Annotated in this window: 26 protein-coding genes and 2 pseudogenes; 22 read left to right on the top strand and 6 right to left on the bottom strand. The window is 62.1% G+C overall.

Annotated features, from left to right (window positions below; all coding sequences use genetic code 11):
• Positions 1–128 precede the first annotated feature (128 nt).
• Genes V1471_RS06465 through xylA form a run of 4 tightly spaced genes read left to right on the top strand, consistent with a single transcriptional unit; the run spans position 129 to position 4,927 of the window.
• Complete coding sequence (locus V1471_RS06465) at positions 129–1,394, top strand: sugar ABC transporter permease (RefSeq protein ID WP_434290878.1); 1,266 nt, start codon at positions 129–131, stop codon at positions 1,392–1,394.
• Positions 1,395–1,406: 12 nt separating this feature from the next.
• On the top strand, positions 1,407–2,174 hold the full coding sequence (locus tag V1471_RS06460) for an ATP-binding cassette domain-containing protein (RefSeq protein WP_434287533.1): 768 nt from the start codon (positions 1,407–1,409) through the stop codon (positions 2,172–2,174).
• A gap of 12 nt (positions 2,175–2,186) precedes the next feature.
• Entirely contained in the window at positions 2,187–3,626 is a 1,440-nt protein-coding gene (gene xylB / locus V1471_RS06455) for a xylulokinase (protein ID WP_434287532.1), read from the top strand.
• A complete protein-coding gene (gene xylA / locus V1471_RS06450; protein WP_434287531.1) occupies positions 3,623–4,927 on the top strand; it encodes a xylose isomerase in 1,305 nt (434 codons plus the stop codon). Before xylB ends, xylA begins: the two co-directional genes overlap by 4 nt.
• On the opposite strand, the pseudogene V1471_RS06445 reads toward xylA, so the two are convergent.
• A pseudogene (locus V1471_RS06445) lies at positions 4,920–5,414 on the bottom strand (FGGY-family carbohydrate kinase); the annotation flags it as partial. The gene xylA and the pseudogene V1471_RS06445 sit on opposite strands and share 8 nt — an antisense overlap.
• Positions 5,396–6,028: pseudogene (locus tag V1471_RS06440) on the bottom strand (FAD-dependent oxidoreductase); the annotation flags it as partial. The pseudogenes V1471_RS06440 and V1471_RS06445, both read right to left, overlap by 19 nt.
• Before the next feature lie 221 nt (positions 6,029–6,249).
• On the opposite strand from V1471_RS06440, the gene V1471_RS06435 reads away from it, so the two are divergent.
• Entirely contained in the window at positions 6,250–7,242 is a 993-nt protein-coding gene (locus V1471_RS06435) for an NAD(P)-dependent oxidoreductase (protein ID WP_434287530.1), read from the top strand.
• A 10-nt stretch (positions 7,243–7,252) separates the two neighbouring features.
• Positions 7,253–8,947, top strand: a complete 1,695-nt coding sequence (ade, locus tag V1471_RS06430; RefSeq protein ID WP_434287529.1) for an adenine deaminase — start codon at positions 7,253–7,255, stop codon at positions 8,945–8,947.
• A 2-nt stretch (positions 8,948–8,949) separates the two neighbouring features.
• Here the strand turns inward: ade and V1471_RS06425 are convergent, their stop codons facing one another.
• Positions 8,950–9,288: a hypothetical protein gene (locus tag V1471_RS06425; RefSeq protein ID WP_434287528.1), complete on the bottom strand. Its 339-nt coding sequence runs from the start codon at positions 9,286–9,288 to the stop codon at positions 8,950–8,952.
• Positions 9,289–9,457: 169 nt separating this feature from the next.
• Between V1471_RS06425 and V1471_RS06420 the strand changes: the two genes are divergently transcribed.
• A complete protein-coding gene (locus tag V1471_RS06420; RefSeq protein WP_434287527.1) occupies positions 9,458–9,646 on the top strand; it encodes a hypothetical protein in 189 nt (62 codons plus the stop codon).
• Positions 9,647–9,670: 24 nt separating this feature from the next.
• Here the strand turns inward: V1471_RS06420 and V1471_RS06415 are convergent, their stop codons facing one another.
• Positions 9,671–10,615: an NAD(P)-dependent oxidoreductase gene (locus V1471_RS06415; protein ID WP_434287526.1), complete on the bottom strand. Its 945-nt coding sequence runs from the start codon at positions 10,613–10,615 to the stop codon at positions 9,671–9,673.
• 267 nt (positions 10,616–10,882) lie between these two features.
• Here V1471_RS06415 and V1471_RS06410 point away from each other — a divergent pair, with 267 nt between their 5' ends.
• The 4 genes from V1471_RS06410 to V1471_RS06395 are packed head-to-tail and all read left to right on the top strand — an operon-like array spanning position 10,883 to position 14,000.
• Positions 10,883–11,068: a hypothetical protein gene (locus V1471_RS06410; protein ID WP_434287525.1), complete on the top strand. Its 186-nt coding sequence runs from the start codon at positions 10,883–10,885 to the stop codon at positions 11,066–11,068.
• Between the two features lies 1 nt (position 11,069).
• A complete protein-coding gene (locus tag V1471_RS06405; RefSeq protein ID WP_434287524.1) occupies positions 11,070–12,113 on the top strand; it encodes a TRAP transporter substrate-binding protein in 1,044 nt (347 codons plus the stop codon).
• Between the two features lie 42 nt (positions 12,114–12,155).
• Positions 12,156–12,668 carry a TRAP transporter small permease subunit gene (locus tag V1471_RS06400; RefSeq protein ID WP_434287523.1) on the top strand — a complete coding sequence of 171 codons (513 nt, stop codon included), beginning with the start codon at positions 12,156–12,158 and terminating at the stop codon, positions 12,666–12,668.
• A gap of 6 nt (positions 12,669–12,674) precedes the next feature.
• Positions 12,675–14,000: a TRAP transporter large permease gene (locus tag V1471_RS06395; RefSeq protein WP_434287522.1), complete on the top strand. Its 1,326-nt coding sequence runs from the start codon at positions 12,675–12,677 to the stop codon at positions 13,998–14,000.
• Positions 14,001–14,060: 60 nt separating this feature from the next.
• Here the strand turns inward: V1471_RS06395 and V1471_RS06390 are convergent, their stop codons facing one another.
• Complete coding sequence (locus V1471_RS06390; protein WP_434287521.1) at positions 14,061–14,633, bottom strand: nuclear transport factor 2 family protein; 573 nt, start codon at positions 14,631–14,633, stop codon at positions 14,061–14,063.
• A 242-nt stretch (positions 14,634–14,875) separates the two neighbouring features.
• Here V1471_RS06390 and V1471_RS06385 point away from each other — a divergent pair, with 242 nt between their 5' ends.
• The 8 genes from V1471_RS06385 (at position 14,876) to V1471_RS06350 (ending at position 21,682) form a co-directional block, all read left to right on the top strand.
• Complete coding sequence (locus tag V1471_RS06385) at positions 14,876–16,039, top strand: amidase (protein WP_434287520.1); 1,164 nt, start codon at positions 14,876–14,878, stop codon at positions 16,037–16,039.
• On the top strand, positions 16,036–17,187 hold the full coding sequence (locus V1471_RS06380; RefSeq protein WP_434287519.1) for an acyl-CoA dehydrogenase family protein: 1,152 nt from the start codon (positions 16,036–16,038) through the stop codon (positions 17,185–17,187). Before V1471_RS06385 ends, V1471_RS06380 begins: the two co-directional genes overlap by 4 nt.
• A 107-nt stretch (positions 17,188–17,294) precedes the next feature.
• The gene (locus tag V1471_RS06375; protein WP_107815323.1) at positions 17,295–17,657 is read left to right on the top strand and encodes a hypothetical protein; all 363 of its coding nucleotides are present in this window, start codon (positions 17,295–17,297) and stop codon (positions 17,655–17,657) included.
• Between the two features lie 23 nt (positions 17,658–17,680).
• On the top strand, positions 17,681–18,958 hold the full coding sequence (locus V1471_RS06370) for an aromatic ring-hydroxylating dioxygenase subunit alpha (protein WP_434287518.1): 1,278 nt from the start codon (positions 17,681–17,683) through the stop codon (positions 18,956–18,958).
• Positions 18,955–19,449 (top strand): aromatic-ring-hydroxylating dioxygenase subunit beta, encoded by a 495-nt coding sequence (locus V1471_RS06365; RefSeq protein WP_434287517.1) that lies wholly within the window; start codon positions 18,955–18,957, stop codon positions 19,447–19,449. The genes V1471_RS06370 and V1471_RS06365 overlap by 4 nt, the downstream gene beginning before the upstream one ends.
• 2 nt (positions 19,450–19,451) lie before the next feature.
• Entirely contained in the window at positions 19,452–20,210 is a 759-nt protein-coding gene (locus tag V1471_RS06360; RefSeq protein WP_434290876.1) for an SDR family NAD(P)-dependent oxidoreductase, read from the top strand.
• Positions 20,211–20,212: 2 nt separating this feature from the next.
• Positions 20,213–21,175, top strand: coding sequence for a PDR/VanB family oxidoreductase (locus tag V1471_RS06355; RefSeq protein ID WP_434287516.1), 963 nt, complete (start codon positions 20,213–20,215; stop codon positions 21,173–21,175).
• Positions 21,176–21,178: 3 nt separating this feature from the next.
• On the top strand, positions 21,179–21,682 hold the full coding sequence (locus tag V1471_RS06350) for a flavin reductase (RefSeq protein WP_434287515.1): 504 nt from the start codon (positions 21,179–21,181) through the stop codon (positions 21,680–21,682).
• Positions 21,683–21,705: 23 nt separating this feature from the next.
• On the opposite strand, the gene V1471_RS06345 is transcribed toward V1471_RS06350, so the two are convergent.
• Positions 21,706–22,194, bottom strand: a complete 489-nt coding sequence (locus tag V1471_RS06345; protein ID WP_434287514.1) for a MarR family winged helix-turn-helix transcriptional regulator — start codon at positions 22,192–22,194, stop codon at positions 21,706–21,708.
• Between the two features lie 118 nt (positions 22,195–22,312).
• Between V1471_RS06345 and V1471_RS06340 the strand changes: the two genes are divergently transcribed.
• From V1471_RS06340 to V1471_RS06330, 3 genes are read left to right on the top strand one after another with little or no spacing between them, the layout of a single operon-like run.
• Positions 22,313–23,347: a TRAP transporter substrate-binding protein gene (locus V1471_RS06340; RefSeq protein ID WP_434287513.1), complete on the top strand. Its 1,035-nt coding sequence runs from the start codon at positions 22,313–22,315 to the stop codon at positions 23,345–23,347.
• Entirely contained in the window at positions 23,344–23,865 is a 522-nt protein-coding gene (locus tag V1471_RS06335; protein WP_066709283.1) for a TRAP transporter small permease, read from the top strand. Before V1471_RS06340 ends, V1471_RS06335 begins: the two co-directional genes overlap by 4 nt.
• Before the next feature lies 1 nt (position 23,866).
• Positions 23,867–25,165 (top strand): TRAP transporter large permease, encoded by a 1,299-nt coding sequence (locus V1471_RS06330; protein WP_434287512.1) that lies wholly within the window; start codon positions 23,867–23,869, stop codon positions 25,163–25,165.
• Positions 25,166–25,251 lie beyond the last annotated feature (86 nt).

Raw genomic sequence — 25,251 nt, 5'->3', positions numbered from 1 at the left:
AGAGCATGGACCTGCGCGGGTATGCGCCCCGCGCAGGCGCCGCGAAAGCGCGGCAGCCGCCTTTGGGAGGGGCGAAATTCATGGCAACGACCGATCACGATACCGCAGCGAAGGCCGGGCTTCCGGCGATGCGCAAAAGTCTGTTCGGGCAATTGGAGCTCGACGTGCGGCTTTTGGGCATGGTGGGGGCGTTTGTCGCCATCGCTCTGGCGTTCAATTTCTTCACCGACGGGCGGTTCATCACGCCGCGCAACACCTTCAACCTGACGGTTCAGACCGTGTCCGTGGCGATCATGGCGACCGGCATGGTGTTCGTCATCGTCACCCGCCACATCGACCTGTCGGTCGGTGCGGTTCTGGCGATTGCCTCGGCGATGGGGGCGATGATGCAGGCGCGTTGGCTGCCGCAGGTGATCGGGCTCGACTATGGCAACCCGATGATTGCGCCGCTGGCGATCCTGACCTGTCTGGCCATCGGCACCTTGATCGGGGCGTTCAACGGCTGGCTGATCGGCTATCAGGGCATCCCGGCCTTTATCGTCACCTTGGGCGGGCTGCTGATCTGGCGCTATGTCGGGTGGTATCTCACGGACGGCCAGACGATTGCGCCCCTGGACAAGACCTATCTCGTGCTGGGCGGTGCGGAGGGCACGCTGGGTGTCGCGCTGTCGTGGGGCGTGGGGCTTTTGGCCTCGGCTTTTGCACTCTATGCGATCTGGAATGCCCGTCAGGCGCGCAAGACCCATGGGTTTCCGACGAAACCGCTCTGGGCGGAGCTGACGATTGGGGGCATTTCTGTTGCGGTGATCCTTGGCTATATCGCCACGCTCAACGCCTATGATATTCCGACCGGCAAGCTGCGGCGCATCTTCGAGGCGCGTGGCGAGGTGCTGCCCGATGGCTATACAGAGGCCTATGGGCTGCCGGTGTCGGTCATCGTGCTGATCGTGGTGGCGATTGCCATGACCCTGCTCGCGAAGAAGACGCGGCTCGGCAAATATATCTTCGCAACGGGCGGCAACCCGGATGCGGCGGAGCTTTCGGGGATCAACACCAAACTCCTGACGGTGAAGATTTTCGCGCTGATGGGGTTTCTCTGCGGCTTGTCTGCGGTGATCGCCTCCGCCCGTCTGGCGTCGCACGCCAATGACATCGGCACTCTGGACGAGCTGCGCGTGATTGCGGCGGCGGTGATCGGCGGCACGGCGCTCTCGGGCGGGATCGGCACCATTCACGGGGCCATTCTGGGCGCGCTCATTATGCAGTCGCTGCAATCGGGCATGGCGATGGTGGGCGTCGATGCGCCGCTTCAAAACATCGTCGTCGGCTCCGTCCTCGTGTTCGCGGTCTGGATCGACATCCAGTACCGCAAGAAACTCGGCCTCAAAGTGTAAGGAGAGACGATCATGAGCAGCAATCCGAACACCGGCACGCCTCTGGTCGAGATGAAGGACATTTCCATCGCGTTTGGCGGCGTCAAGGCGGTGGATCACGTCTCGATCGATCTCTATCCGGGCGAGGTCGTGGGCCTTCTGGGCCACAATGGTGCGGGCAAATCGACGCTGATCAAATGCCTCTCCGGTGCCTATCAGAAGGATGCGGGCGAGATTTTGATCAACGGCGCCCATGCCGAGATCCGCAACACCCGCGATGCGCGCAAATACAATGTCGAGACGATCTATCAGACGCTCGCCTTGGCGGACAATCTTGATGCCGCTTCGAACCTGTTTCTCGGGCGCGAGCTGGTGACGCCTCTGGGCTTTGTCGATGAGCCTGCGATGGAGGCGGAAACGCGCAAGATCATGGGGCGGCTCAACCCGAATTTCCAGAAGTTCAAAGTGCCGGTCTCCGCACTTTCGGGCGGTCAAAGGCAATCTGTCGCCATCGCCCGCGCGGTCTATTTCAACGCCAAGATCCTGATCATGGACGAACCGACCGCCGCTTTGGGGCCGCATGAAACGCAGATGGTGGCCGAACTGATCGAGGAGCTGAAGGCGCAGGGGCTGGGGATTTTCCTCATCGAGCACGACATTCACAACGTCATGCGGCTCTGCGACCGGGCGATGGTGATGAAGAACGGCCAGAAGGTCGGCACGGTCAATGTGGGCGAGGTCACGGACGAGGACATTCTCGGCATGATCATCATGGGGAAAAAGCCGCCGCAGGCCTATTGAAACGGATCGCATATGTATATCGGACTTGATCTGGGGACCTCCGGTCTCAAAGCCCTGCTGATCGACGAGGCGCAGAACGTCGTCGCCGAGGCCAGCGCGGCGCTGACCAATGAGCGCCCACAGGACGGTTGGTCGGAACAGGACCCGGCGGCTTGGATTTCGGCCTGCGATGCGGTGATGGCGGCGCTGGCCGGGAAGGCCGATCTGTCGGGCGTTCGGGGCATCGGGCTTTCGGGTCAGATGCATGGCGCGACGCTTTTGGGGCCCGAGGACGAGGTGCTCCGGCCCTGTATCCTGTGGAACGACACACGGTCATATGCGGAGGCCGCCGCGCTCGATGCCGATCCGCAGTTTCGCGCGATCAGCGGCAACATCGTCTTTCCGGGCTTCACCGCGCCGAAACTGGCTTGGGTGAAGGCCCATGAGCCTGAGATCTTCGCGCGGGTCCGCAAGGTGCTTTTGCCGAAAGACTACCTGCGGCTGTACCTGACGGGAGAGTTCGCAGGCGAGATGTCCGACAGCGCGGGGACGGCGTGGTTCGATACGGGCGCGCGGGACTGGTCGGACGATCTTTTGGCGGCGACCGATATGGACCGCTCTTTCATGCCGCGTCTGGTCGAAGGCTCGGAAGTGTCCGGCCAGTTGCGCCCGGAATTGGCGGTGAAATGGGGCGTGCCGGCGGTCTGCGTGATTGCGGGCGGCGGCGGTGACAACGCGGCCTCGGCCATCGGCGCGGGGGTCGTCGAAGCGGGGCAGGCCTTTGTGTCCCTGGGCACCTCTGGCGTGTTGTTTGCGGCGAATGACGGCTATCGGCCGGCGGCTGCGACGGCGGTGCATACGTTTTGCCATGCGCTGCCGGAGACATGGCATCAGATGGGCGTGATCCTGGCCGCGACGGATGCGCTCAACTGGTACGGGCGGTTTGTCGGGCAGGGCGCGGCGGAGCTGACCGCGCCGCTGGCCCATTTGAAAGCGCCGGGGAAGACGCAGTTTTTGCCCTATCTGGGCGGCGAGCGCACGCCCCTGAACGATGCGGCAATCCGGGGAGCGTTCATCGGTCTCGAACATGCGACCGACACGGCGGCAGGCACGCGCGCGGTGCTCGAAGGGGTGACATTCGCGCTCAAGGACTGCGCCGAGGCGCTGGTCGCCACGGGCACAAAGATCGACCGGCTGCTGGCTGTCGGCGGCGGGTCGAAATCGCATTACTGGCTTCAGGCCATCGCCACGGCTCTGGGCGTGCCGGTGGACCTGCCGGTGGCGGGGGATTTCGGCGGCGCGTTCGGGGCGGCGCGTCTGGGGATGATGGCCGCGACCGGCGTGGGGGCGGAGATTGCCCACAGGCCGCGCATTCAGGCGACGATCGAGCCGGTGGCCGATCTGACAGAGGCCTATGGTGACGGGTTCGCCCGGTTCAAGGCCGCACAACATGCACTTAAGGGGCTGACATGACAGAGTTTTTCAAAAATATCCCGCAGATCACATATGAAGGCCCGGACAGCGACAACGAGTTCGCTTTCAAACATTACAATCCCGATGAGGTGGTGATGGGCAAGCGGATGGAGGAGCATCTGCGCTTTGCCGTCGCCTATTGGCACAGCTTTGCCTATGAGGGCGGCGATCCGTTCGGAGGGCGGACCTTTGCGCGCCCGTGGTTTGGCGAGGGCATGGCGAAGGCCAAGCTGAAGGCCGATGTGGCTTTCGAGATGTTCGACATCCTGCAAGCGCCGTTCTTTTGCTTTCACGACGCGGATGTGCGGCCCGAAGGCGCGGATTTCGCCGAAAGCAAACGCAATCTCGAAGAGATCACCGACTATTTCGCCGAGAAGATGGAAGGCTCGAAAACCCGGCTCCTGTGGGGCACGGCAAATCTCTTTACCCACCGCCGTTTCATGGCCGGTTCGGCGACCAACCCGGACCCGGAGGTGTTTGCCTATGCGGCGGCGACGATCAAGAGTTGCATGGATGCGACGATCAGGCTGGGTGGCGAGAATTATGTGCTTTGGGGCGGGCGCGAGGGCTATGAGACGCTCCTGAACACCGATCTGACGCGCGAGGCGGATCAGGCGGCGCGGATGCTCGAAATGGTGGTCGAGTACAAACACAAGCGGGGCTGGAAAGGCGCTATTCTGGTGGAGCCGAAGCCGCAGGAGCCCTCGAAACACCAGTATGATTTCGACGTGGCCACGGTGTACGGATTTCTCAAACGCTATGGGCTTGAGAATGAAGTGAAAATGAACATCGAGCAAGGGCACGCCATCCTCGCGGGGCATTCGTTCGAGCATGAGCTGGCGCTGGCGGCCTCTTTGGGGATTTTCGGCTCGATCGACATGAACCGTAACGATTACCAGTCCGGCTGGGACACCGACCAGTTTCCGAACGCGCCGCATGAGGTGGCGCTGGCCTATTACGAGGTGTTGAAAGCGGGGGGCTTCACCACCGGCGGCACCAATTTCGACGCGCGTATCCGGCGGCAATCTCTGGACCCTGAGGATTTGATTTTGGCCCATGTCGGGGGGATGGATATCTGCGCGCGGGGGCTGAAAGCGGCGGCGGCGCTGTTGGAGGACGGGAGGCTGGAGGCCAACCGGGCGGCGCGCTATGCCGATTGGGGCATGCCGGAGAATGCGGATATGCTCGACCATGGCGATCTCGAAGGGATCGAGGCGCGGGTGCTGGCCGACGCGATCAACCCGGAGCCGCGCTCGGGGCGGCAGGAGCGGTTGGAAAACCTTGTGAGCCGGTTCATCTGACGGGAAAGGCGGGGAAAACCCCGCCTTTTTGAGTATTTAGGCCATCAGAAAACCCTTGGCGCGTCAGTGTGCGGCGGATGGCGTCGGTCCAGCCGCTGTATTTTGCAGCGCGGGTGGCCGCGTCCATTTGGGGGCTGAAAGAGGCCTCCGCGCGCCAGGTTTTGGCGAAGGCTTCAGGCTCCGGGCAGAGGCTGGTTGCGAGACCCGCGAGATAGGCGGCGCCCAGGGCGGAGGTTTCCAAATTGGCGGGCCGGTCGACGGGCGCGCCCAGGATGTCGGCGAGGAATTGTATGGCAAACGGGTTGGGGGAAAGCCCGACATCGACGCGCAGGGTCGTGTTTTGCGGCGCGGTCCAGTCGGCATGCATGGCCTCTATGAGGTCGCGGGTTTGGTCGCCGACGCTTTCGAGCGCGGCGCGGGCGAACTCATTGGGGCCGGTGTTGCGCGTCAGGCCATAGATCGCGCCGCGCGCGTCCGCGTCCCACCACGCGCGCCGAGATCGCGGGCGTCCATGGCATTGAGCACCACGAGCCGCGCGTCATTGACCCAAACGTCGGAATATTCGAACGCGTGTTTGAACATGTCTTTCAACGGTGCGCCCTCGGGACGACCGGCAAGATCATAGCCGGTGGTGCCGGGCAGAATTTTGCGTTTGCCGAGATGGTCATACATCCAAAGCCCGATGCGGATGATCCAGCCGGGGCGTTGGCCTTTGAGCCATGGCATGGTGTATTTCAACAGCTTCGAGATCGGCGTGTCGGCGTCGAACCGCATCTCTTTCGAGATCGGCAGGACAAAGCGCATCGGGAAGGCGATATGCGGCATGGCCTGAAGCAGAACTTCGCGCTCCTCCAAAGCCTCGCGCACCAGACGGATTTCTCCGTATTCGAGATAGCGCAGACCGCCGTGAAAGAGTTTCGAGGAGGCCGAGGAGGTCGCCTGCGCCAGATCGCCCATTTCGGCCAGAGCGACCTTGAGGCCCCGGCCCGCCGCGTCGCGGGCGATGCCACAGCCATTGACGCCGCCGCCGATGATGAAGAGGTCCAAAAAGTCGTCGTTTTGAGCGTCTGACGCGGGGGAGGCCGGGTTGGAGGAGGGCATGTCACGCTTTGCAAAATGAAACTTGTCGGGATTCACGGTGCCCCTAGGTTTGAGATTGTCAAGAAAAGGTTTTTTGACCAGAGCTTTAGGCCCTCGATCACAGGGGATTTGGGCGCGCAGGGGTAAAAATCAGGTTAAGACCGGTGCGCAAAAGAGACAGGCTTGTCATTTCCCGGCCAATGGGGGACCTTGGGTGAAAGTCCATCAAGAGGCCGCGCCCTATGAAATTCTTTCCCATGTTCCTGCGCATGACCGGGCGCGATGTCGTGATCATCGGCGGCGGTGAGACGGCGGCGCAAAAGGCGCGGCTGATGCTCAAGACCGAAGCGCGGATCGTGCTGGCGGCCCCTGAGCTGGAGCCGGAACTGGCGGCTTTGGTGGCCGAGGGGCGGGTGGTTCAGCTTGCGGAGGAGATCACCGCAGAAACGGCAGCGGATGTTTTCGCCAATGCGGCCTTGGTCTTTGTCTGTACCGAGGATGAGGAGTGCGATGTGCGCATGGCGCAGATCGTGCGCGATGCGGGCGCGCTGGTGAACGTCGTGGACCGGCCCGATCTTTGCGAAGCCAATACGCCGTCGCTGGTGGATCGCGATCCTTTGGTGGTGGCAATCGGTACCGAAGGGGCGGCCCCGGTTTTGGCGCGCCAGATCAAGACCCGGCTGGAGGAGATGCTGGAGCCGCGTCTGGGCGAGTTGGTGGCGCTCGGCGGGCGGCTGCGCGACGCGGTGGCCAAGGACGTGCCGCGCGAGAAACGCCGGGCGTTCTGGCGCTGGGTCTATCACGATGCGCCACGCAATCTGTATGCGCGCGGGGCCGAACGCGAGGCGGCGGAACGGATCAAGGCGGCGATTGCGGCGGGCGGTGCGCCCGGCGACGCGGGGCGTGGCGCCGTGGCGCTTTTGCCGGTCGGAAGCCCAGACCCGGATCTGCTGACGCTGCGCGCGGTGCAGCGGTTGCAGGAGGCCGATCTCATTGTCTGTGCCGAGGCGGAATTTGCCCCGATGCTGGAACTGGCGCGGCGCGATGCGGAGCGGGTGATCGTGGGGCAGAGCCATGGCACGGAGGGCTGGCTTTTGTCGGACCAGCGTCAGGTTGTGATGCAAGATTATGAGAAGGGCGCGCGGGTCGTCTGGCTGGTGCCGCGGCGCGATGCGGAACGGGCGGCTTTGGGCCTGCCCGAGGATGTCGAGCGCGTGCCGGCAGTGCGGGTTTAAGGAGGCGGAAATGGCGGATCTGGAACATCGGATTGCAGTGGCGCGGGGCGAGGAACCGGCGGATATTGTGCTCAAGAATGGCTCGATCTTCGATCTGATGACCGGCGAGTTGATTGTCGGTGATGTGGCCATCGTGGGCGACCGGATCGCGGGCGTTTATGAGCGCTACGAGGGCAAGCGCGAGATCGACGTGACCGGCCAGGTGATCGTGCCGGGGTTCATCGATACGCATTTGCACATCGAAAGCTCGCTGGTGACGCCCTTTGAGTTTGACCGCTGCGTCTTGCCGAGGGGCGTGACGACGGCGATTTGCGATCCGCATGAGATCGCCAATGTCATCGGCCTGCCGGGCATCCGCTATTTCCAGGCGGCGTCCGAACATACGCTGATGTCGATCCGGGTGCAGCTGTCGTCCTGTGTGCCGTCCACGCATATGGAAACGGCGGGGGCGGAGCTTTTGGCCGGGGATCTGGCCGAGGTGATGGGGCATCCCTCGGGCATCGGTTTGGCCGAGTTCATGAATTACCCCGGCGTGATTTATCGCGATCCCGAGGCGATGAAGAAAATCCGGCTGTTCGAGGACGCCCATATCGACGGCCATTGTCCGCAGCTTTCGGGCAGGGATTTGAACGCCTATATCGCGGCGGGCATCCGCACCGAACATGAGGCCACGACCGCCGAGGAGGCGCGCGAAAAGCTGCGCAAGGGGATGCGGGTTCTGATCCGCGAAGGCTCGGTGTCTAAGGATATGCACGCGCTGCAACCGCTTCTGACACATCTGAGCGCGCCCTATATGTGCCTCTGTACCGATGACCGGAACCCGCTGGACATCGGCGAATACGGGCATCTGGACTACGTCATCCGCACGCTGATTTCGCTCGGAAGTCCCGCTCTGGCGGTGTACCGCGCGGCGACTTTGTCGGCGGCCGAAGCCTTTGGGTTGAAGGATCGCGGCATGATCGCGCCCGGCAAACGGGCCGATATTGTTGTGCTGGACAGTCTGGAAAACTGCAATGCTCAGAAGGTTTTCGCGGGCGGAGTTGAAGTGACGGACGAGGCCTTTGCGGCACGCGGCCATGTGGCACCTGTGGGGCGTGGATCGGTCAAGGCGCCGAAGGTCCGCCCGGAGCAGTTCCGCGCCACCGGCAACCGCGAGGAGGTGGATGTGATCGGGATCATCGAGGGCAAGATCATCACCGAGCACCTCAAGGAAACCGTGCCGATTGTCGATGGCGACAAGGCCCCGGACCCGGCGCGCGATCTGACGCGGATCACGGTGATCGAACGGCACGGCAAGAACGGCAATATCGCCTCGGGCTTTGTCAAAGGTTTCGGGCTACAGGCCGGGGCGATTGCCTCGACGGTCTGTCATGACCATCACAACATCGCCTGCGTCGGCGTCGATTACGCCGATATGGCGCTGGCCGCGAACCGGCTGTCTGAGATCGAGGGCGGGTTTGTTGTGGTGCGGGACGGCAAGGTTCTGGCCGAGCTGGCGCTGCCGGTGGCGGGGCTTATGAGCCTTGAGCCTTTCGAGGTGGTGCGCGATCATTTGGTCGATTTGCGGGCGGCGGCGGCCTCTCTGGGCGTCACTCTGGAAGAGCCGTTTTTGCAACTGGCGTTTCTGGCGCTGCCGGTCATTCCGGCGCTCAAGATCACCGACCGGGGCATGGTGGACGTCACCAAATTCGAGATCATCGCCTGAAGTCAGTCGAGTACGATGCGCTCGACCGCATCGGGGGCAAGCGTCAGGCGTTTGTAGAAATTTAGCCGCCACGAGCGGGCTTCGACCTCGTAGCAGGTGTTCGCGTCGAGGGTGATCGCCCAGGCCGGATCGCGGCGGGGATCGTCGCTTTTGCGCGCGACCAGAACGAGCGGCGGGGCGCTGTCGTCACAGTGCGAAAGGTTCAGATGATCGAGCCGGTGATCTGCGGTGATCGACAGGTGCGCGGTCGGGCCGCGGCCTGTGCCGTAGCTTTGATGATCGACGACGAAGCCGTAACAGCCCGCGAGCAGAAGGGTCGATGCCATCCAGATGCGTGTCATTTCTTGCCCCTTGTGGTTCGGCGAAGACCGTAAAGCATCGCGGTCAAAGGGGAAGAGGGTTTCGTTGTTGCAAAAAGTGAACCGTTTCGTTCATTTTTGAGGCTTTCTCATATTGACGGTTTTGTCAAAACGGCTTCATAGAGGGAGAAACTTCATGAGGAACCGTGAAATGACAAAACTGATCCTGCCTGTGGCGCTTGCCACGCTGACCCTTGCCGCCTGCGATCAGGTGGAGAAATACCCGGTGTCGCAATGCACCACCGCCGACCATTACCCGGTCGCCTGTCAGAAGATCGAGGAGGGGCAAGGCCCGGCGGATCTCGAACCGGTCGACGTGCCGAATTTCACCGGTGCGTAAGACGGGTCACGTAATCCCCGGCGTTCAATAGCCGCGGGTCGGATCGACGACATCCAGCATCGGTCGGCCCGCGAGCCATGCGTCGAGATTGGCGAGCGTCTTTCGTTCGAACCGGGCGCGCTCCGACAGACCGCCTTTGTAGGATTCATGCGGGGTCAGAAGCACCTTGGGATGGGTCCAGATCGGGTCCTCCGCTGTGGGCGGTTCCGGATGGGTGACGTCGAGCGTCGCCTTGCCCAACTGCCCCGCATCGAGCGCCCGCAAAAGTGCGCCCTGATCCACCAGCGCCCCGCGCGCGACGTTGAGCAGATGCAATCCGGGCTTGGCGTGAGAGAGCAGGGCGGCGTCCACCATGCCGCTCGTTTCGGGCGTTAAAGGCATGGCGATCACCACATGATCGGACCCGGTCATGACCTCTTCGGGCGTAGTGCAGGGCGTGATCCCCTCTGGCACCTCGCGCCACGTGCCGCGCCGACAGGCCAGAATCTTCATGTCGAAGGCCCGCGCGCGCTTTGCCACCGCTTCGCCAATCGCGCCATAGCCGATGAGGCCGAGCGTCTTGCCCTCCAGCGTCCCGAACACCCGCGTGCCCCAATCATCGAGTGAGGTCGTGCGCGCGCCGTAAATATCCTTTTCCACCAAGAGCATGGCCGCCAGAACATATTCCGCGATCTGCGGCGCGGTCAGGCCACGACCGTTGGTCACCACGCGGTCCCGCATCAGCCAGTCGGGGTAGATCTCGATCCCGGTGGAAAAGGTCTGAACCCATTTCAGCGCCGGAAGATCGTGCGTCTCGGGGGCGTTGAGCCACGACCGGAAGGCGCGGGTGACGAGCACGTCTGCGTCTTCGGGCAGGTCCCATGGCCGGTCGCGGTCGAAATGGTCGATGACGCGCGGCAGGGACGGGTGGGCGGAGAGGGTCTGGCCGAACTCCGGGTCGATCTGGTTGACGATGACGGGCTGTGTCATGTGCTTCTTTCGAAAGGATTTTCGCGAATTTTAGCGGCAAAGCGCGGTGGGGTCATCCCCTCTTTGCGCGCCCCTCCCTGTGCGATCTCTGTGCGACGGGTGACGGGCGACGGGCGGCGGGTACCGGAGTGGAGCTGTGTGTCGTGAGGTTTCGTGTGTTGCGTGACGCGATGCAGGGGCAGGTGCTGGCCGATGGCGCGCCTGTTTTTTGAGCATTGTGTGCTTTGTCATCTAATTTTCAGGAAAACCATTTGACAGGTGCCTTGGGTGTCCGTCATCTATTACGGTAATAATAACGTAAAACTGCCGGACGATCCGGCCAAACGCACCGTTCAGCGCATCCCTGTCCTGACAGGATTGTTTACCGACCTGTCACGGGTGAAAACCAGCGTTGCGCGATTGGTTTCGCGTTTGTCCGATCCGTCGCGGCATCCCATTCAACAGGAGACGTGAGATGACTGCACCGATGACATCGACCTTCAAAAAGACCCTCGGCGCGTTGGCCGTGACGGCGACTGTGGCTGGCCCGGCGCTGGCGGGCGGCACCAAGCTCGATATTCAAAGCGCCTGGCCGCTGACCATGCCCGCCTCGGGTGCGAATGCCGCCTATCTGGGCGAGAAGCTGAATGCGGCCTCGGACGGTGCGCTCGACGTGACGGTCTACGGCGCGGGCAAACTGGTGCCGTCGCTGCAAATCTTCGATGCGGTGCAACAGGGGACGTTGGACGCGGGGATCACCTCGCCCTTGTATGTCGCCGGTCGTTTTCCGGCGGTGCAGCTTTTCGGCGGTATCCCGTTCGGACCGGATGTGCTGACCCACACCGGCTGGCTCTATGAGGGCGGCGGCGCGGACATCTGGGCCGAGATCTACGCCAAGCAAGGGGTGAAAACCATTCCCTGCGGCCTCATGGATAGCGAGGCTGGCGGCTGGTACAATTTCGAGATCAATTCCATCGATGATCTGAAGGGCAAGAAAATCCGCTTCGCCGGGCTTGCGGGGGAGGCGATGGCCAAGGTTGGCGCGTCCATCGTGCTTTTGCCTGGCGGCGAGATCTATCCGGGGATGGAAAAGGGCATCATCGACGGCACCGAGCTGTCGATGCCCGCGATCGACATCACGCTGGGGCTTCAGGACGTCGGCAAATATTATTACCTGCCGGGCTGGCACCAACCTGCGGCGATGAACGAGCTGATCGTCAATATGGCGAAATGGGACAGCCTCGACCCGGCGCAGCAGACCCTGATCGAAGAGACCTGCAAGGCGGTCAACCTGACCTCCGTGATTTCGACGCTGACCGCCAATGGCGATGCGATTGCGACGTTTGAGGAGGCCGGTGTGGAGATCAAGAGCTTCCCGCCGGAGGTGCTCGACGGGCTGCATGTGGCTTTCGACGAAGTGATCGCGGAGCAGGTCGCCAAGGACGAGGATTTCAAACGGGTCTGGGACTCGCTTGAGGCCTACCGCGCCAAAACCGCTGCCTGGTCCGAGCGCCGCTAAGAGACGCGCGCCGGGGGAGCGATCCTCCGGCGCCTTGCCATCATGACCGCACTCATCTCACTTACGGAACGGTTCATCGCCGGGATCGGGCGCATCGGCAGTCTCGTGTTGCCGCTTTTGATGCTCACCATTCTGGTCAACGTGTTTTCCCGCTATGCGCTTGGCCTCGGGTTCATTCAGCTTGAGGAACTGCAATGGCATCTCAACGCCATCGCGGTGATGTCCTGCCTCGCATGGGCCTACCAAAAGGACGTTCACGTCCGGGTCGATGCGTTTCATGCAAAAATGTCGCCCACGGCGCGGGCGATTGTCGAGGTGCTGGGCGTGGTGTTTCTGCTCCTGCCGTTCCTCTGGTATGTCACCGGCTCGGCCTGGACGATTTTCAAATATTCCTGGAGCCTCAAAGAAGGCTCGCCGATGCCCTCGGGTCTTCCGGCGCGTTACCTGATCAAGGGCGTGATGGCGGCGGGGCTGTCGCTTTTGTTCCTGCAAGCCGTGGCGATCCTTTTGAAATCGCTTTTGTTTCTCTTCGGCCCGAAAACCTGGAGGGAGTGATCCGAGATGGATGTTCTGTTCGTTTTTCTGCTGTTCTCGACCTTCCTTGTGGTGATGTTTTCGGGCTATCCGATTGCCTTCGTGCTGGGCGGGGTGGCCGTGGGCTTTGCTTCTCTGGGCACGATCCTCGATTATTTCTCGGTCGATGCGGATATGGCGTCTCTGCGGATGATCGGCTTTGTCGCCAACCGGATTTTCGACACGCTGTCGAGTTATTCCCTGATCCCGATGTCGATGTTCGTGTTCATGGGGATGATGCTCGACAAATCCGGCGTGGCGGAGCGTTTGCTGACCCGGATGCATTCCTTGCTGCGGGTTGTCCCCGGCGGCATGGCGGTGTCTGTCGTGCTGATCGGCGTCGTTCTTGCGGCCTCCACCGGCATCATCGGAGCCTCCGTCATGTTGCTTGCAACCATCGCCATGCCGGCGATGCGCGGGGCGGGGTATGACGACCGGCTGGGGCTTGGGATCGTCGGCGCGACCGGCTGTCTCGGCATTCTCATCCCGCCCTCGATCATGCTCATCGTCATGGGCGATCAGTTGCAAATCCCGGTCGGCGATCTGTTCCGCGGTGCGATGATCCCGGGGCTTTTGCTGGCCATGGCCTATGTGGTCTATGCGGTCATTGTCGCCATTCTGCACCCGGAGCGCGCGCCCGCACGGGCGCTGGAAGAGGGGCGCAGCGCGGGCGAGGTGGTCCGCGATCTGCTCGGCTCGCTGGTGGCGCCTTTGCTGCTGGTCATTGCGGTTCTGGGGTCCATCGTCTTTGGCATCGCGACCCCGACAGAAGCCTCGGGCGTCGGTGCGGCGGGCGCGACCTTGATCGCGGTGGCCTCCCGGCGGCTCAGTTGGGCGGATTTCCGGGAGGTCTGCGAAAGCACCGGGCTGACCACCGCCTTTCTCTTCGCGCTGATCTTCGGAGCGTCGTGTTTTTCGGTCGTGTTGCGGGGCTACGGTGGCGACGAGCTGATCGAAGGCGCGCTGCACGCGATCCCGCTGCCGCCCACCGGGACACTGATCCTCATCCTGTTCATCGTGTTCCTGCTTGGCTTTTTCCTCGATTGGATGGAGATCATCCTGATCGTTGCGCCGCTGGTCCTGCCGGTGCTCACGGCCTTGGGGCACGATCCGGCTTGGGTGGCGATTCTGATGGCGATCTGTTTGCAGACGTCGTTCCTCACGCCGCCGGTGGGCATGGCGCTGTTCTATCTGAAAAACGCCGTGCCGGATGTGGAGATCACCCAGGTCTATCGGTCTGTTCTGCCCTTTGTGGCGATGCAGATCGGCATTCTGGTGTTGACACTGGTCTTCCCGAAACTGGCGCTTTGGTGAGCTTTGCGATTGCATGAAAAAGGGCGCTCTAGGCGCCCTTTTTTGTGTGGTGATAAGCGCTTACGGCTTCATCAACACGGATTTGGACGGGTAATCCGAGGCCCAGGTGGCCGGGAGGGGCGCGACGAAGACGTTCTCCGTCCGGTTGCGGGTGTAGCGCCAGACGCCGTCGTCGCATTTCTTGAAGGCGTTGAACAAACGCGACGAGCGCAAGAGCGCCTTGCCGTCGGAAAAGAGCCACGGCTGCATATGCACCCATTGGCCCGTCGCGGTCAGCCCGTCCTCCGCGACGTGGATCTGCTCGGAGGTCACATAATGGCAGTTGAGGATCAGCGCCGGGTCGGTCTTGCCGCCCCAGAAGCCTTCGAAATGGCGGCGCACGGCGGCTTTGCCCTCGGCGCGGCCGAACTGGCCGTCGTAATATTCGCCGACACCTTCCCAGACGGCCTCCTCGGAGAAGAGTTCCATGATCAGATCGATGCGTTCCGCGTCGTCCTTGACGCCGTATTCCGGCAGCGGCGTGTCGCAGAGGAACATGTAGCGCATCTGGACGTTGCGGACTTCGTTGGCGGCCTCGAGGTTTTCGATGCGGCGGGTGAGGGTGGTGATGAGGTGCGTGGTGTCTTGTGACATTGCTGTCCTTTCTTGCGCGACTCGCGCTCGCTGTTTCAGACGGGCCCTGCTTAGTTTTTGATCGTTTCTGGCCGGGCGTGCTGGGATTTAAAGCGGTAAAATTACTGTAAATGATTTTTACGAAAAGAGATTGTTTGGGTAAAGGATTTATTTCAGTTTTCACTTGACTGACTGTTTTATTGCGTGAAAGTTACCGTAAAGAGCCGTGAGAGCGGCCATAAGAACCCAACCGGGAAAACAAGATGAACGCACATGCTCCCAGCGCCGCGACGCTGGTCGGTGAATTGTCCCTTGGCGGGGACGAGCCGACCGTGGTCGTCAAGGATTGTATCGACATTGTCGGCACGGTGACGGGCTGTGGCTCCGAGGCCTTTGCCTCCCGCGCGCCTGCCACGGAGAATGCCGATCTGGTCGACGCGCTGCTCAATGCGGGCTGCAAGATCGTCGGCAAAGCCAATATGCATGAGATCGCCTTCGGCATGACCGGGGTCAATGGGTTTACCGGCACGCCGGTCAACCCGATCTGGCCGGATCGCATTCCGGGTGGGTCGTCTTCGGGCTCAGCCGTGGCTGTGGCGGCGGGGCTTTGCGATTTTGCGGTGGGCACCGACACCGGCGGATCGGTGCGCCAGCCTGCGACCTGTTGTGGCGTGATCGGGATCAAGCCGACCTATGGCCGGGTGAGCCGCAAGGGGCTGACGCCGCTCAAAAGCTCGCTCGATTGTCCCGGCGTTTTTGCTCGCGACATGGAGATGCTGACCAAAGCCATGGCGGCGATCGACCCGACATTCACCCCCGAGACCCTGATCCACGCGCCGAAACTGGGCCGGATCAAATCCGAAGGGGTCGACGCGGAGGTGGGCGATCCTTTGGTCTATGCCTTGATGGATGCTTACCCGGACATGCCCTATGAGATTTTGCCCTCGTTTGCGGCGGCCTTCGATGCGGGCATGGTGGTGATGTCGCACGAGATGGCGCAGGAATTCGGGCCGATGCTGGCCGCGGGTGCGCCCTTTGGGCCGGACATCGCCGCGCGCCTGTCCAATGCCATGAAGATCACGGAGGCGCAGCGCGCCGAGGCAGAAGCGGTCCGCAGCCGCTTCACCGCCGAGGTGGACGCGCTTCTGGAGCGCTATGACGCCTTGGTTACGCCCTCGCTGCCGACCGTGCCGCCGACGCTCGATGAGGCGAAGGACCCGCAGAACGTCCTCTCGCTCACCCGTTTTCAGCGCCCGTTCAACCTGTCGGGTCACCCCGCCATCACCCTGCCTGCGCGCTCCAATGCCGGTCTGCCCATCGGGTTGCAGATCATCGGACGCAAAGGCGAGGACGCCAAGCTCTGCGCCATCGCGAGCTGGATCACGTCCTGCATTCCGCTGTTTCAGTCAAAGGACCGTACCCAATGACCTATCTTTCGAAACTGGCTTTTGAACAGGCCGACAAAGCCGCCTATGTGGGGGTGCTCGAAGAAATTCGCGCCCGCCGGGCGGAGTTTACCAAGCTGCGCCACGTGCCGCTCGACATGGTAAAAAAGCTGCAACAGATCGGCGCGTACCGCGCCTTCGTGCCGGCGCGCTTCGGTGGCGACGAGCTGAGCCCCGCCGATTTCTGCCGGTTGATCGAGGATATTTCCGCCGCCGACGCCTCGACCGGCTGGGTCGCGTCCTTCGGGGTCTCTGCCACCTATCTCGCGGCGCTTCCGCCCGAGACTTACGCGGCGATCTACGGCAAGGACTCGGACACGGTGTTCGCGGGGGCGATGTTCCCGCCGCAAAAGGCCGAGAAGGTCGCGGGCGGATTCAAGGTGTCGGGCCGCTGGCCGTGGTGTTCGGGGATCATGGGGTCCTCCATCGTTGGCATGGGCATCAAGGTCGAGGGCGATGACACGCCGCTGCCGCGCGTGGCCGTCATGCCGCGCGACAAGGTGACGGTGGACGAGACGTGGAACACCATCGGCCTGTCGGCGACCGGATCGCATGACGCCGTGGCCGAGGGCGTGGTGGTGGCCCCCGAATGGACCTTTATCCGGGGCGGTAAGCCGCTTTTGGACGATGCGATCTTCCGCTTTCCGGCGATGGCTTTGGCGGCGCAGGTTCTGGCCGTCGTGGCCTTGGGTGCGGCGCGCGAGGCCTTGGATTTCCTTGTCGAGGATGCCCGTCAGCGCGCCTCGATCACCGGTGCGCCGAACCCCGGCGCGCGGCCCTATGTGCAGGCGGAATTCGCCAAGGCGCAGGGGATTTTGATGGGTGCACGGGCCGCATTTTACGACACGATCGAGGCCGGGTGGGACGAGTTGAACACCACCGGCGAGGTCAGCCCGGACATGAAAATCCGTCTGCGTCTTGTGGCCACGAAAGCGGCCCGCGACGGGGCCGAAGTCGCACGCATGGCCTTTGTCATCGGCGGCTCCGGCGTGATGGCGACGGGCCATACGCTTGGCCGTTGCATGGTGGACGCCGCTTGCGTGGCGCAGCACGCCTTCATGGGCGAGGGGACGTGGACGGCTGCGGGGGCCGGGTTCTTCGATCAGCCGACCATGCCCGGTTACCCCTGACGGGGCGGGGCCCGGTCACCCCTGACGGGGTGGGGCCGGGCTACCCCTAACGCCCGCGCAGTTCCAAGACATATTCCAAAGATTTTCCTTCAGAGAGGACCAGAGACATGAGCGATAAGAAACCGATCCGCACCCTGTTGTGCTTCAACAACCACGCCGCGTTTTTCAGCCTGCCGTTCGATCAGATCGGCCCGGTCTGGAAAGCCACCCAAGAGCTGATGTTCAAGATCGACCAGATGGAAGGCGTCGAGATCGTCGGCACTTTCGACGACGACCAGACCTTTGTCGGCGCCTCCGTGGGCTTCCCTTACACCTGGTACATCATGGCCGATTTCCCGACCCGCGAAGATGTCATGGCGGCCTGCAACCTTCTGCGCACCATCGTGGTGGGCGAGGGCAACGACCGTCTCTGGAAATACATGACCGTCGAGGCGCGCATGGGCCGTGCTCTCGAAATCCCGCAGCTTTAAGTCCGCAACGTAAGGAGGACGACATGTCTCTCGATATGCCGAAATTCAGCGATCTCGATGCGCTCTACGATGAGAAGAACGCGTTGGTCGCCACCGAAATGTACGAAGATCCCGAACTCTTCACGGAAGAGATGGAGAAGATTTTCAAGAACACCTGGGTCTGGGTCGCGCATGAAAGCGAATTCCCTGACAAAGGCTCGTTCAAACTGAGCCAAGTCGGCCTTGAGCCGGTGATTGTGGTGCGCGACCGCAAGGGCAAGATCCACTGCATGGTCAACCGCTGCCGTCACCGCGCCGCCACCGTCTGCGAAGTGAAAAAGGGCAAGACCTCTTCCTTCCAATGCCCCTATCACGGCTGGGGCTATGGCCTCGACGGTTCGCTCCGCGCGCTGCCTTACCCGGAGCAATACGGCGACGATTTCGACAAGACCCAGCACGGTCTCATTAAACTGCGTACCGAAGCCTATAACGGCATGGTGTTTGCGACCTTCAAGGAAGACATCGAACCGCTCGAAGACTTCCTTGGTGAAGGCGTGCGCAAATATATCGACCTGTTTATGAAACAGGGTGGCGGCTTCCCGGTGAAGGTGCTGGGCGAGCATCAGTTCTCCGTGCCGATGAACTGGAAAGTGCAGTTGGAGAACACCACCGACGCCTATCACTTCCCGATCGTGCACAAGAGCTTCATGCAGACGCTCGACGGGCAGACCGAAGAGATGTTCGACTTCCTCGACAAGGGCGTCGGCTATGTCGAAGACTTGGGCAACGGTCACTCTGTGATGACCATGATCCCCGAGCTGGTCGATCTCGACGAGAATCTCGATGCGCCGATCCCGGAACGCTTTGCCGATCTGGCGCAGGAGCTGCGCGATGAGGGCTATCCGGAAGATCAGGTCAAGAAAATCGTCCGCGCGGTGAGCGGGGCGGGGTTCAACCTCAATCTCTTCCCGAACGTGTCCTTCTCGCTCGCGTTCTTCCGCGTGCTGACCCCGATCAACGTGGAGCAGACCGACATTCGTCACATCGCTATCGGCATGGACGGCGGCCCGGACGCGGCGAACCAGGCGCGTATCCGTCTGCACGAGCACTTTCAGGGGCCGATGGGCTTTGGTTCCCCGGACGATGCTGAGGTCTGGGAACGGATTCAGCGCGGCACCAAGGGTGGACCGGATCTCAAGATCCTCGTGAACCGCGGCATGGTCGACGAAGAGCCGGGCGAGTTCGGCCCGCGCGGCCATATCTCCGCCGAAACCGGCATGCGTGCCGCTTACAAAATGTGGAAAAGGATGATGTCGAAATGACCGAGATGAGCAAAATCGACGCCAAATCCATGCTGGCCGATGTCACCGCCTTCATCTGGGCCGAGAGCGCCATGCTCGACCTGAAGGAATATGACGACTGGCTGGATCTCTGGACCGAAGACGGGCTGTACATCATGCCCATCGGCGACACGGTGGATTTCAAAAACTCCGTCAACCTGTGCTACGACAACGCCAAGATGCGGCGTGACCGGGTCGGCCGGTTTCATGCCGGGTTCTCGATCTCGTCCGCGCCGCCCGCACAGACCGTGCGCACCCTGTCGCGGTTTCGGATCGAGGCCGCCGAGGGCGATCTGATCACCGTCTCCTGCGCCGAACATCTGGTCGAGGACAAATTCGGCCGCCAGCGCATCTGGGCGGGCAATGTCGAATATATCCTCAAAGTCACCGAGGGCGGGTTCAAGCTCCAGCAAAAGGTGATCCGACTGCTCAACTCCGATGGGATGCTGAATTCGTTCAGCTATTTGTTCTGATGGTGGCCCCTTTGCCTGAGAAAATCCAAACCGCTGTTGTCACGGGCGGGGCGCGCGGGTTCGGCGCCTCGGTCGTGCGCGCGCTGCACAAGGCGGGCTACCGCGTGGTGATCGCCGACATCAATCCCGGCGAGGAGGCGCAAGCTTTGGCCTCCGAGCTGGACCTTGCGGGCGAGACCGCGATCACGGCAACGCTGGATATTTCGAAACCCGAAGATTTCCAAAGCGTTCTGGATAAATGTATCGAGCGCTACGGCTCCGTCGAGGTTTTGGTCAACAACGCCGCGCGCACCATGGCGCAGCCGTTAATGGAGATCGACCCGGCCACGTTCAACGACATCATGGCGACGAACGCCGGTGGCACCTTTGCCGGCAGCCAGATCTTCGCCCGCCACTTCAAGGACCGCGGCTATGGCCGGATCGTCAACATGGCCTCGCTGGCGGGCCAGAATGGCGGCACCGCGACGGGCGCGCATTACGCCGCCTCGAAAGGCGCGATCCTGACATTGACCAAAGTGTTTGCCCGCGATCTCGCGCCGTTTGGCATCACCTGCAACGCCATTGCGCCGGGTCCGATGGACACGCCGATGGTGCGCGGTGTTCTGGGCGACAAGATCGAGGCGGCCATCGCCAATATTCCGGTGCAGCGTCTCGGCGATCCCGAGTTCGTGGCGCAGATGGTGGTGATGCTTGCCAGTCCCGAGGCGGCCTTCGTCAACGGCGCCTGTTGGGACGTCAACGGCGGGCTTTATGTGAGATAGTGATGACCGATAACGCACAAAACCTCAAAGTCATTGCCCGGATCGACGACAAGGGCGACATTGCCCGCATCCGGTTCGCGCCGGAAGCCGGCGGCGCGATCCTGCCCTATGAGGCGGGCGCGCATCTCGATCTCTACCTGCCGGATCTCGACATGTGGCGGCAATATTCGCTCTGCTCGGACCCGGCGGAGACCGGGTTCTACGAGATCGGCGTGTTGAAAGACCCGCAGAGCCGGGGCGGTTCCGTCAAGGTGCATGAGACCGCCGTCGAAGGCGCGGTCTTCACCGTCGAAGGCCCGCGCAATCACTTTCCGCTGGATGAAAATGCGGAGACCACCGTGCTCTTGGGCGGCGGCATCGGCATCACGCCGATGATCGCGATGGCCAAGCGGCTCCATGCGATCGGCAAGGATTTCACGCTGCATTACTGCACCCGCTCCGAAGGCGTCACCGCCTTCATGGATGAGCTCAAGGGCTGCGGCTTTGCCGACAAGGTGGTGTTCCACTTCGACGATATGGACGCGGCGCAAAAGCTCGATCTCACGCGCGATCTTCCTGCGCCCGATGTCGCCACCCATCTCTATGTCTGCGGTCCGCAGGGCTTCATGGACTGGGTGATCGACACCGCCGAGGGTGCAGGTCATGCGACGGCCAATGTCCACCGCGAATATTTCTCGGCGGATGTGGAACTCACCGGCGACAGCTTCGAGGTCGAATGCGCGCAATCGGGCGTGACCATCACCGTCGGTGCCGACGACACCATCGCGAAAGCTCTGGCGCGCGAAGGGATCAAGATCGAGGTGAAATGCGAAGAGGGCGTCTGCGGCACCTGCCTGACCGATGTGCTGTCGGGCGAGATCGACCATCGCGATCAATTCCTGACCGAGGAAGAGCGCGAGGATGGCGATGTGATCTGTGCCTGCTGTTCGCGGGCCAAGGGGCCGAAACTGGTGTTGGATATCTGAGCCATGACGGAACTGACGGAAACCCAGCGCGATTTTCGCGAAGGCATGAGCCGTTTGGGCGCGGCGGTGAACCTGATCACCACCGACGGACCTGCGGGCAAGCACGGGCTCGTGGCGTCTGCGGTCTGTTCGGTGACGGACCATCCGCCGACGCTTCTGGTCTGCATCAACAAAAGCGCCTATGCGCACGATAAATTCGTGGAAAACGGCGTTTTGGCGGTCAATGTGCTGGCCGCCGAACATCAGGAGCTCTCCGGTCGTTTCGCCCGCTATGTCGAGGGTGTGGACCGGTTTGCCTATGGCGACTGGGTCACGGAGGCGACCGGCGCGCCGCTTTTGTCCGACGCAAACGTCGCCTTCGATTGCCGCATTTCGGGCCGTCAGGAAGAGGGCACGCATTCCGTGTTCTTCTGTCAGGTCGAGGCGGTTCGGCTGGCCTCTGAGGCGCGGCACGGGTTGGTCTGGTTCAGCCGCGACTACCATCACCTCGTGACGGGGTCGCGCTGATGCAGATCGCGACGGGGCGCTGTTCAGATCATCCGGGCGAGATCTTTGGAGATCTTCGCGAGGATTTCGTTGAGTGTCTGAAGCTCGGCCGGAGAGGTGTTGTAAAAGCTTTCGTCGCGGATGCGGTTGACCTCGCCGAGCGCCTTGGCGCGCAGGTCGTCGCCTTTTTCCGTCAGGCAGACTTCGGTCACGCGCCCGTCGGTCGGGCGTACCCGGGTCTGGACCAGACCGGCGGCGACCATGCGCTGAACGATCTTGGTCGTGGTGTTGAGCTTGAGCGTGGAAAACTCGGCGATCTCGGAGACCGACATGTAATCCTGCTCATAAAGCGACATCAGCACCCGCCAGCGCGGCGTGTCGATGCCCAGCGGTTTGAGCCGCTTGTCGAGCGCGCGCATGTAATAGGCATTGGCGCGGTCGATCCAGAAATAGGGCCATGTGTCACGGAAATGTTCCGTGTCTCGCGAGTCATCGGTCAGAGAGGAAGGCATCGGATCGGTCGGCGGGGTCATACATGGCCTCTGTCATACGCTGTACGGCGCACGGGCCGTCCAAACAGCGGGTTTGAACAATAATAAAGTCCGGTAACGGGCGTCTTACCATCATCACTCACCAATAGGGAATGTGAAAATGAACGTGAAACTCAAAAAGATCGCCACGCGGGTCACCTCAGTGGCGGCATCCATCGCACTCTACACCGGGATTGCGCAGGCCGACACGGTCCTGACGATGAACAGCTGGCTGCCGCCGACCCATCCGCAGGTTTCCGAGCTCTTCGTGCCGTGGATGGCCGACATCGAACGCGTCACCGAAGGCCGGGTGAAGATCAACATGCTGCCCGCGCCCTTGGGGCCGCCGCCCGCTGCCTTCGATCTCGCGAAAAACGGTGTGGCCGACATTGCCTATTCCGTCCATGGCTACACGCCCGGTCGGTTCAAGACGCCGATGATCGCGGCAATGCCCTTCATGTCCGACAGTTCGGTCGCAACCTCTGTTGCCTTCTGGCGCGTGCATGAGGCGATGCTCAAGGACGCAGGCGAATATGAGGGCGTGAAGGTTCTGACCCTTTTCACCCATGGTCCGGGGGAGATTTTCTCGACCAAACCGATCGAGACGCCCGAAGACATCTCCGGTCAGAAGATCCGCATCGGTTCGGCTCTGGCGCATTCGATTGCCACCGATCTGGGCGCCGTGCCGGTCGAGGGGCCGTCCTCGAAAGCCTATGAGCTTTTGTCTCAGGGCGTGGCGGACGGGATTTTCTTCCCGTTCGAATCCGTCAACTTCTTCAACCTCAACGACATTCTCGATTACGGCTACACCGTGCCGGGCGGGCTTTATAACACCGCGATGTTCGTGGTGATGAATGAGGCGAAATGGAATTCAATCTCGCCCGAGGATCAGGCCCTGATCGAGCCGCTTCTGGGCGAGGCCTTTGCGCGCCGCGCGGGCGAGATGTGGGACAAGGTCGATGCCGAGGGCCGCGCCTCCATGGAGGGCAAGATCGCGCTGAAGGCCGCCACGCCCGAGGAAATCGAAGTGCTGCGCGACCGTCTGGCACCGATTGTGGCCAGCCAGATCGCCAAGGTGAGCGAAACGGGGATTGACGGGCAGGCGGCCTATGACATGTTGTTCGACGAGATTGCCAAGATCGAGGCCGAAGAATGATCAACCTGTCCGAAAATATTGCCGGACCGCATGAACAAGGGCTGCCTCCCAAGGCAGCCCGACCCATTCACGGCGTGATCGCCGTGGCCTGTGCGGTGCTGCTGATCGCGATGATGGGGCTGACGGTGGTCGATGTTCTGGGGCGTTATCTGCTCAACAGCCCGGTGAAAGGCGCGACCGAGCTGACCGAGCTGATGCTCGCGGCACTGATCTTTCTCGGGCTTCCGGCGGCGACGCTGGACCGGGAACATGTCACCGTCGATCTGATCACCGACCGGCTGCCGCTGGCCATCGACAAGATCCGCCGTCCCATCGTGCTTTTGCTCTCCGTTGGCGTGCAGGTGATGATCGCCTGGCGGCTCTGGGTGACCGCATCGCAGGTCGCGGGCTATGGCGGCACCACGGCAACCCTGGAGCTGCCGATCGCGCCGATCGGCTATTTTTCGGCGATGCTCTGCATCGTCTCCGCGGTGATCATGTTCGCCGAAATCTTCTACCCGATGAGAGGTAAAAACTGAGATGTCCTTGCTTGCTCATTGGGAATTCGGGACGCTCGTCCTGTTCATTCTGCTGTTTCTCGGCGTGCCGATTTCGTTTGCTCTGGCGCTTCTGGGCACGGTCGGCACGGCTGCGATCATCGGCTGGTCGCCGTCATATTCGCTTCTGGGGCAGACCTATTTCGAACACAGCCGCAGCTATTCGCTGTCGATCCTGCCGCTGTTTCTGATGATGGGGAATTTCGTGGTGCAATCGGGCATCGCGCGCGATCTCTATGCCGCCGCTTACGCCTGGCTGCGGCACCGCAAGGGCGGGCTGGCGGTGGCGACCGTGGTGGCCTGCGGTGGCTTCTCGTCGGTCTGCGGCTCGTCGCTTGCGACCGCCTCGACCATGGCCAAGATCGCCCTGCCGAACATGCGCAAATTCGGCTACCCGGACAGCCTTTCGACCGCCTCCATCGCGGCGGGCGGCACGCTTGGCATTCTGATCCCGCCCTCCGTGATTCTCGTGTTCTACGGCATCATGACCCAGCAGGACATCGGCAAGCTGTTCCTTGCGGGCATCCTGCCGGGCATTCTGGGCGTCGTGCTCTATGCCGTCGCGGTGCGGATCTCGATCCGTTTCGGGCATTTCGACCTGCCGGTCGAGGACAAGCTGCCGCTGCGGGAGCGCATCGTCGCGCTCAAGGGCGTGGCCGGGGCTCTCGGTCTCTTCGCCTTTGTCATGGGCGGTATCTATTTCGGGGTGTTCACGCCCACCGAAAGCGCCGGCATGGGGGCAGGGGGCGCCTTCCTTCTGGTGGTGTTGCAGGGCCGTCTCAACCTGTCGCAGACGCTCTCGACCCTGTTTGAGACCGCCAAGACCACGGCGATGATGTTCTTCATCCTGTTCGGCGCGCTGACCTTCGCGAATTACGTCAACCTCTCGGGCATGAGCCGGGACATCCAGACGCTGGTGACTTCGGTCGGGGACAATCCGCTGATGGTGATCCTGATCATCACGCTGGTCTATCTGGTTCTCGGCTGTGTGCTCGAAGGCCTGTCGATGATCACCCTGACCGTGCCGATCTTCTATCCGATCGTCGCGGCTCAGGGCTTCGATCTGATCTGGTTCGGCATCTATGTGGTGATCGTGACCGAGGTGAGCTACATCACGCCCCCCGTCGGATTGAACGCCTTCGTGCTGAAATCCGTGGTCAAGGACGTCCAGCTCGGCACCATCTTTCGCGGCCTCACCTCTTTCCTGCTGGTGGATGTGCTGCGGGTCGTTCTTATTCTGGCCTTCCCGGCGATCGTCCTGCTTGTCCCCAACATGATGTGACGCCGGGTTCAGAGCGGCGGGTCGTCCGGCAAGAGGCCCGCCGCATTAAAATCATCCGCCACTGAGCACGCGCTCTGTGGCGGATT

It is taken from the genome of Celeribacter sp. SCSIO 80788 (genome assembly GCF_051054295.1).
Classification (GTDB): Bacteria; Pseudomonadota; Alphaproteobacteria; order Rhodobacterales; family Rhodobacteraceae; genus Celeribacter.
The sequence above is the reverse complement of the archived record's forward strand: the minus strand, read 5'-3'. Positions and strand labels throughout refer to the sequence as shown.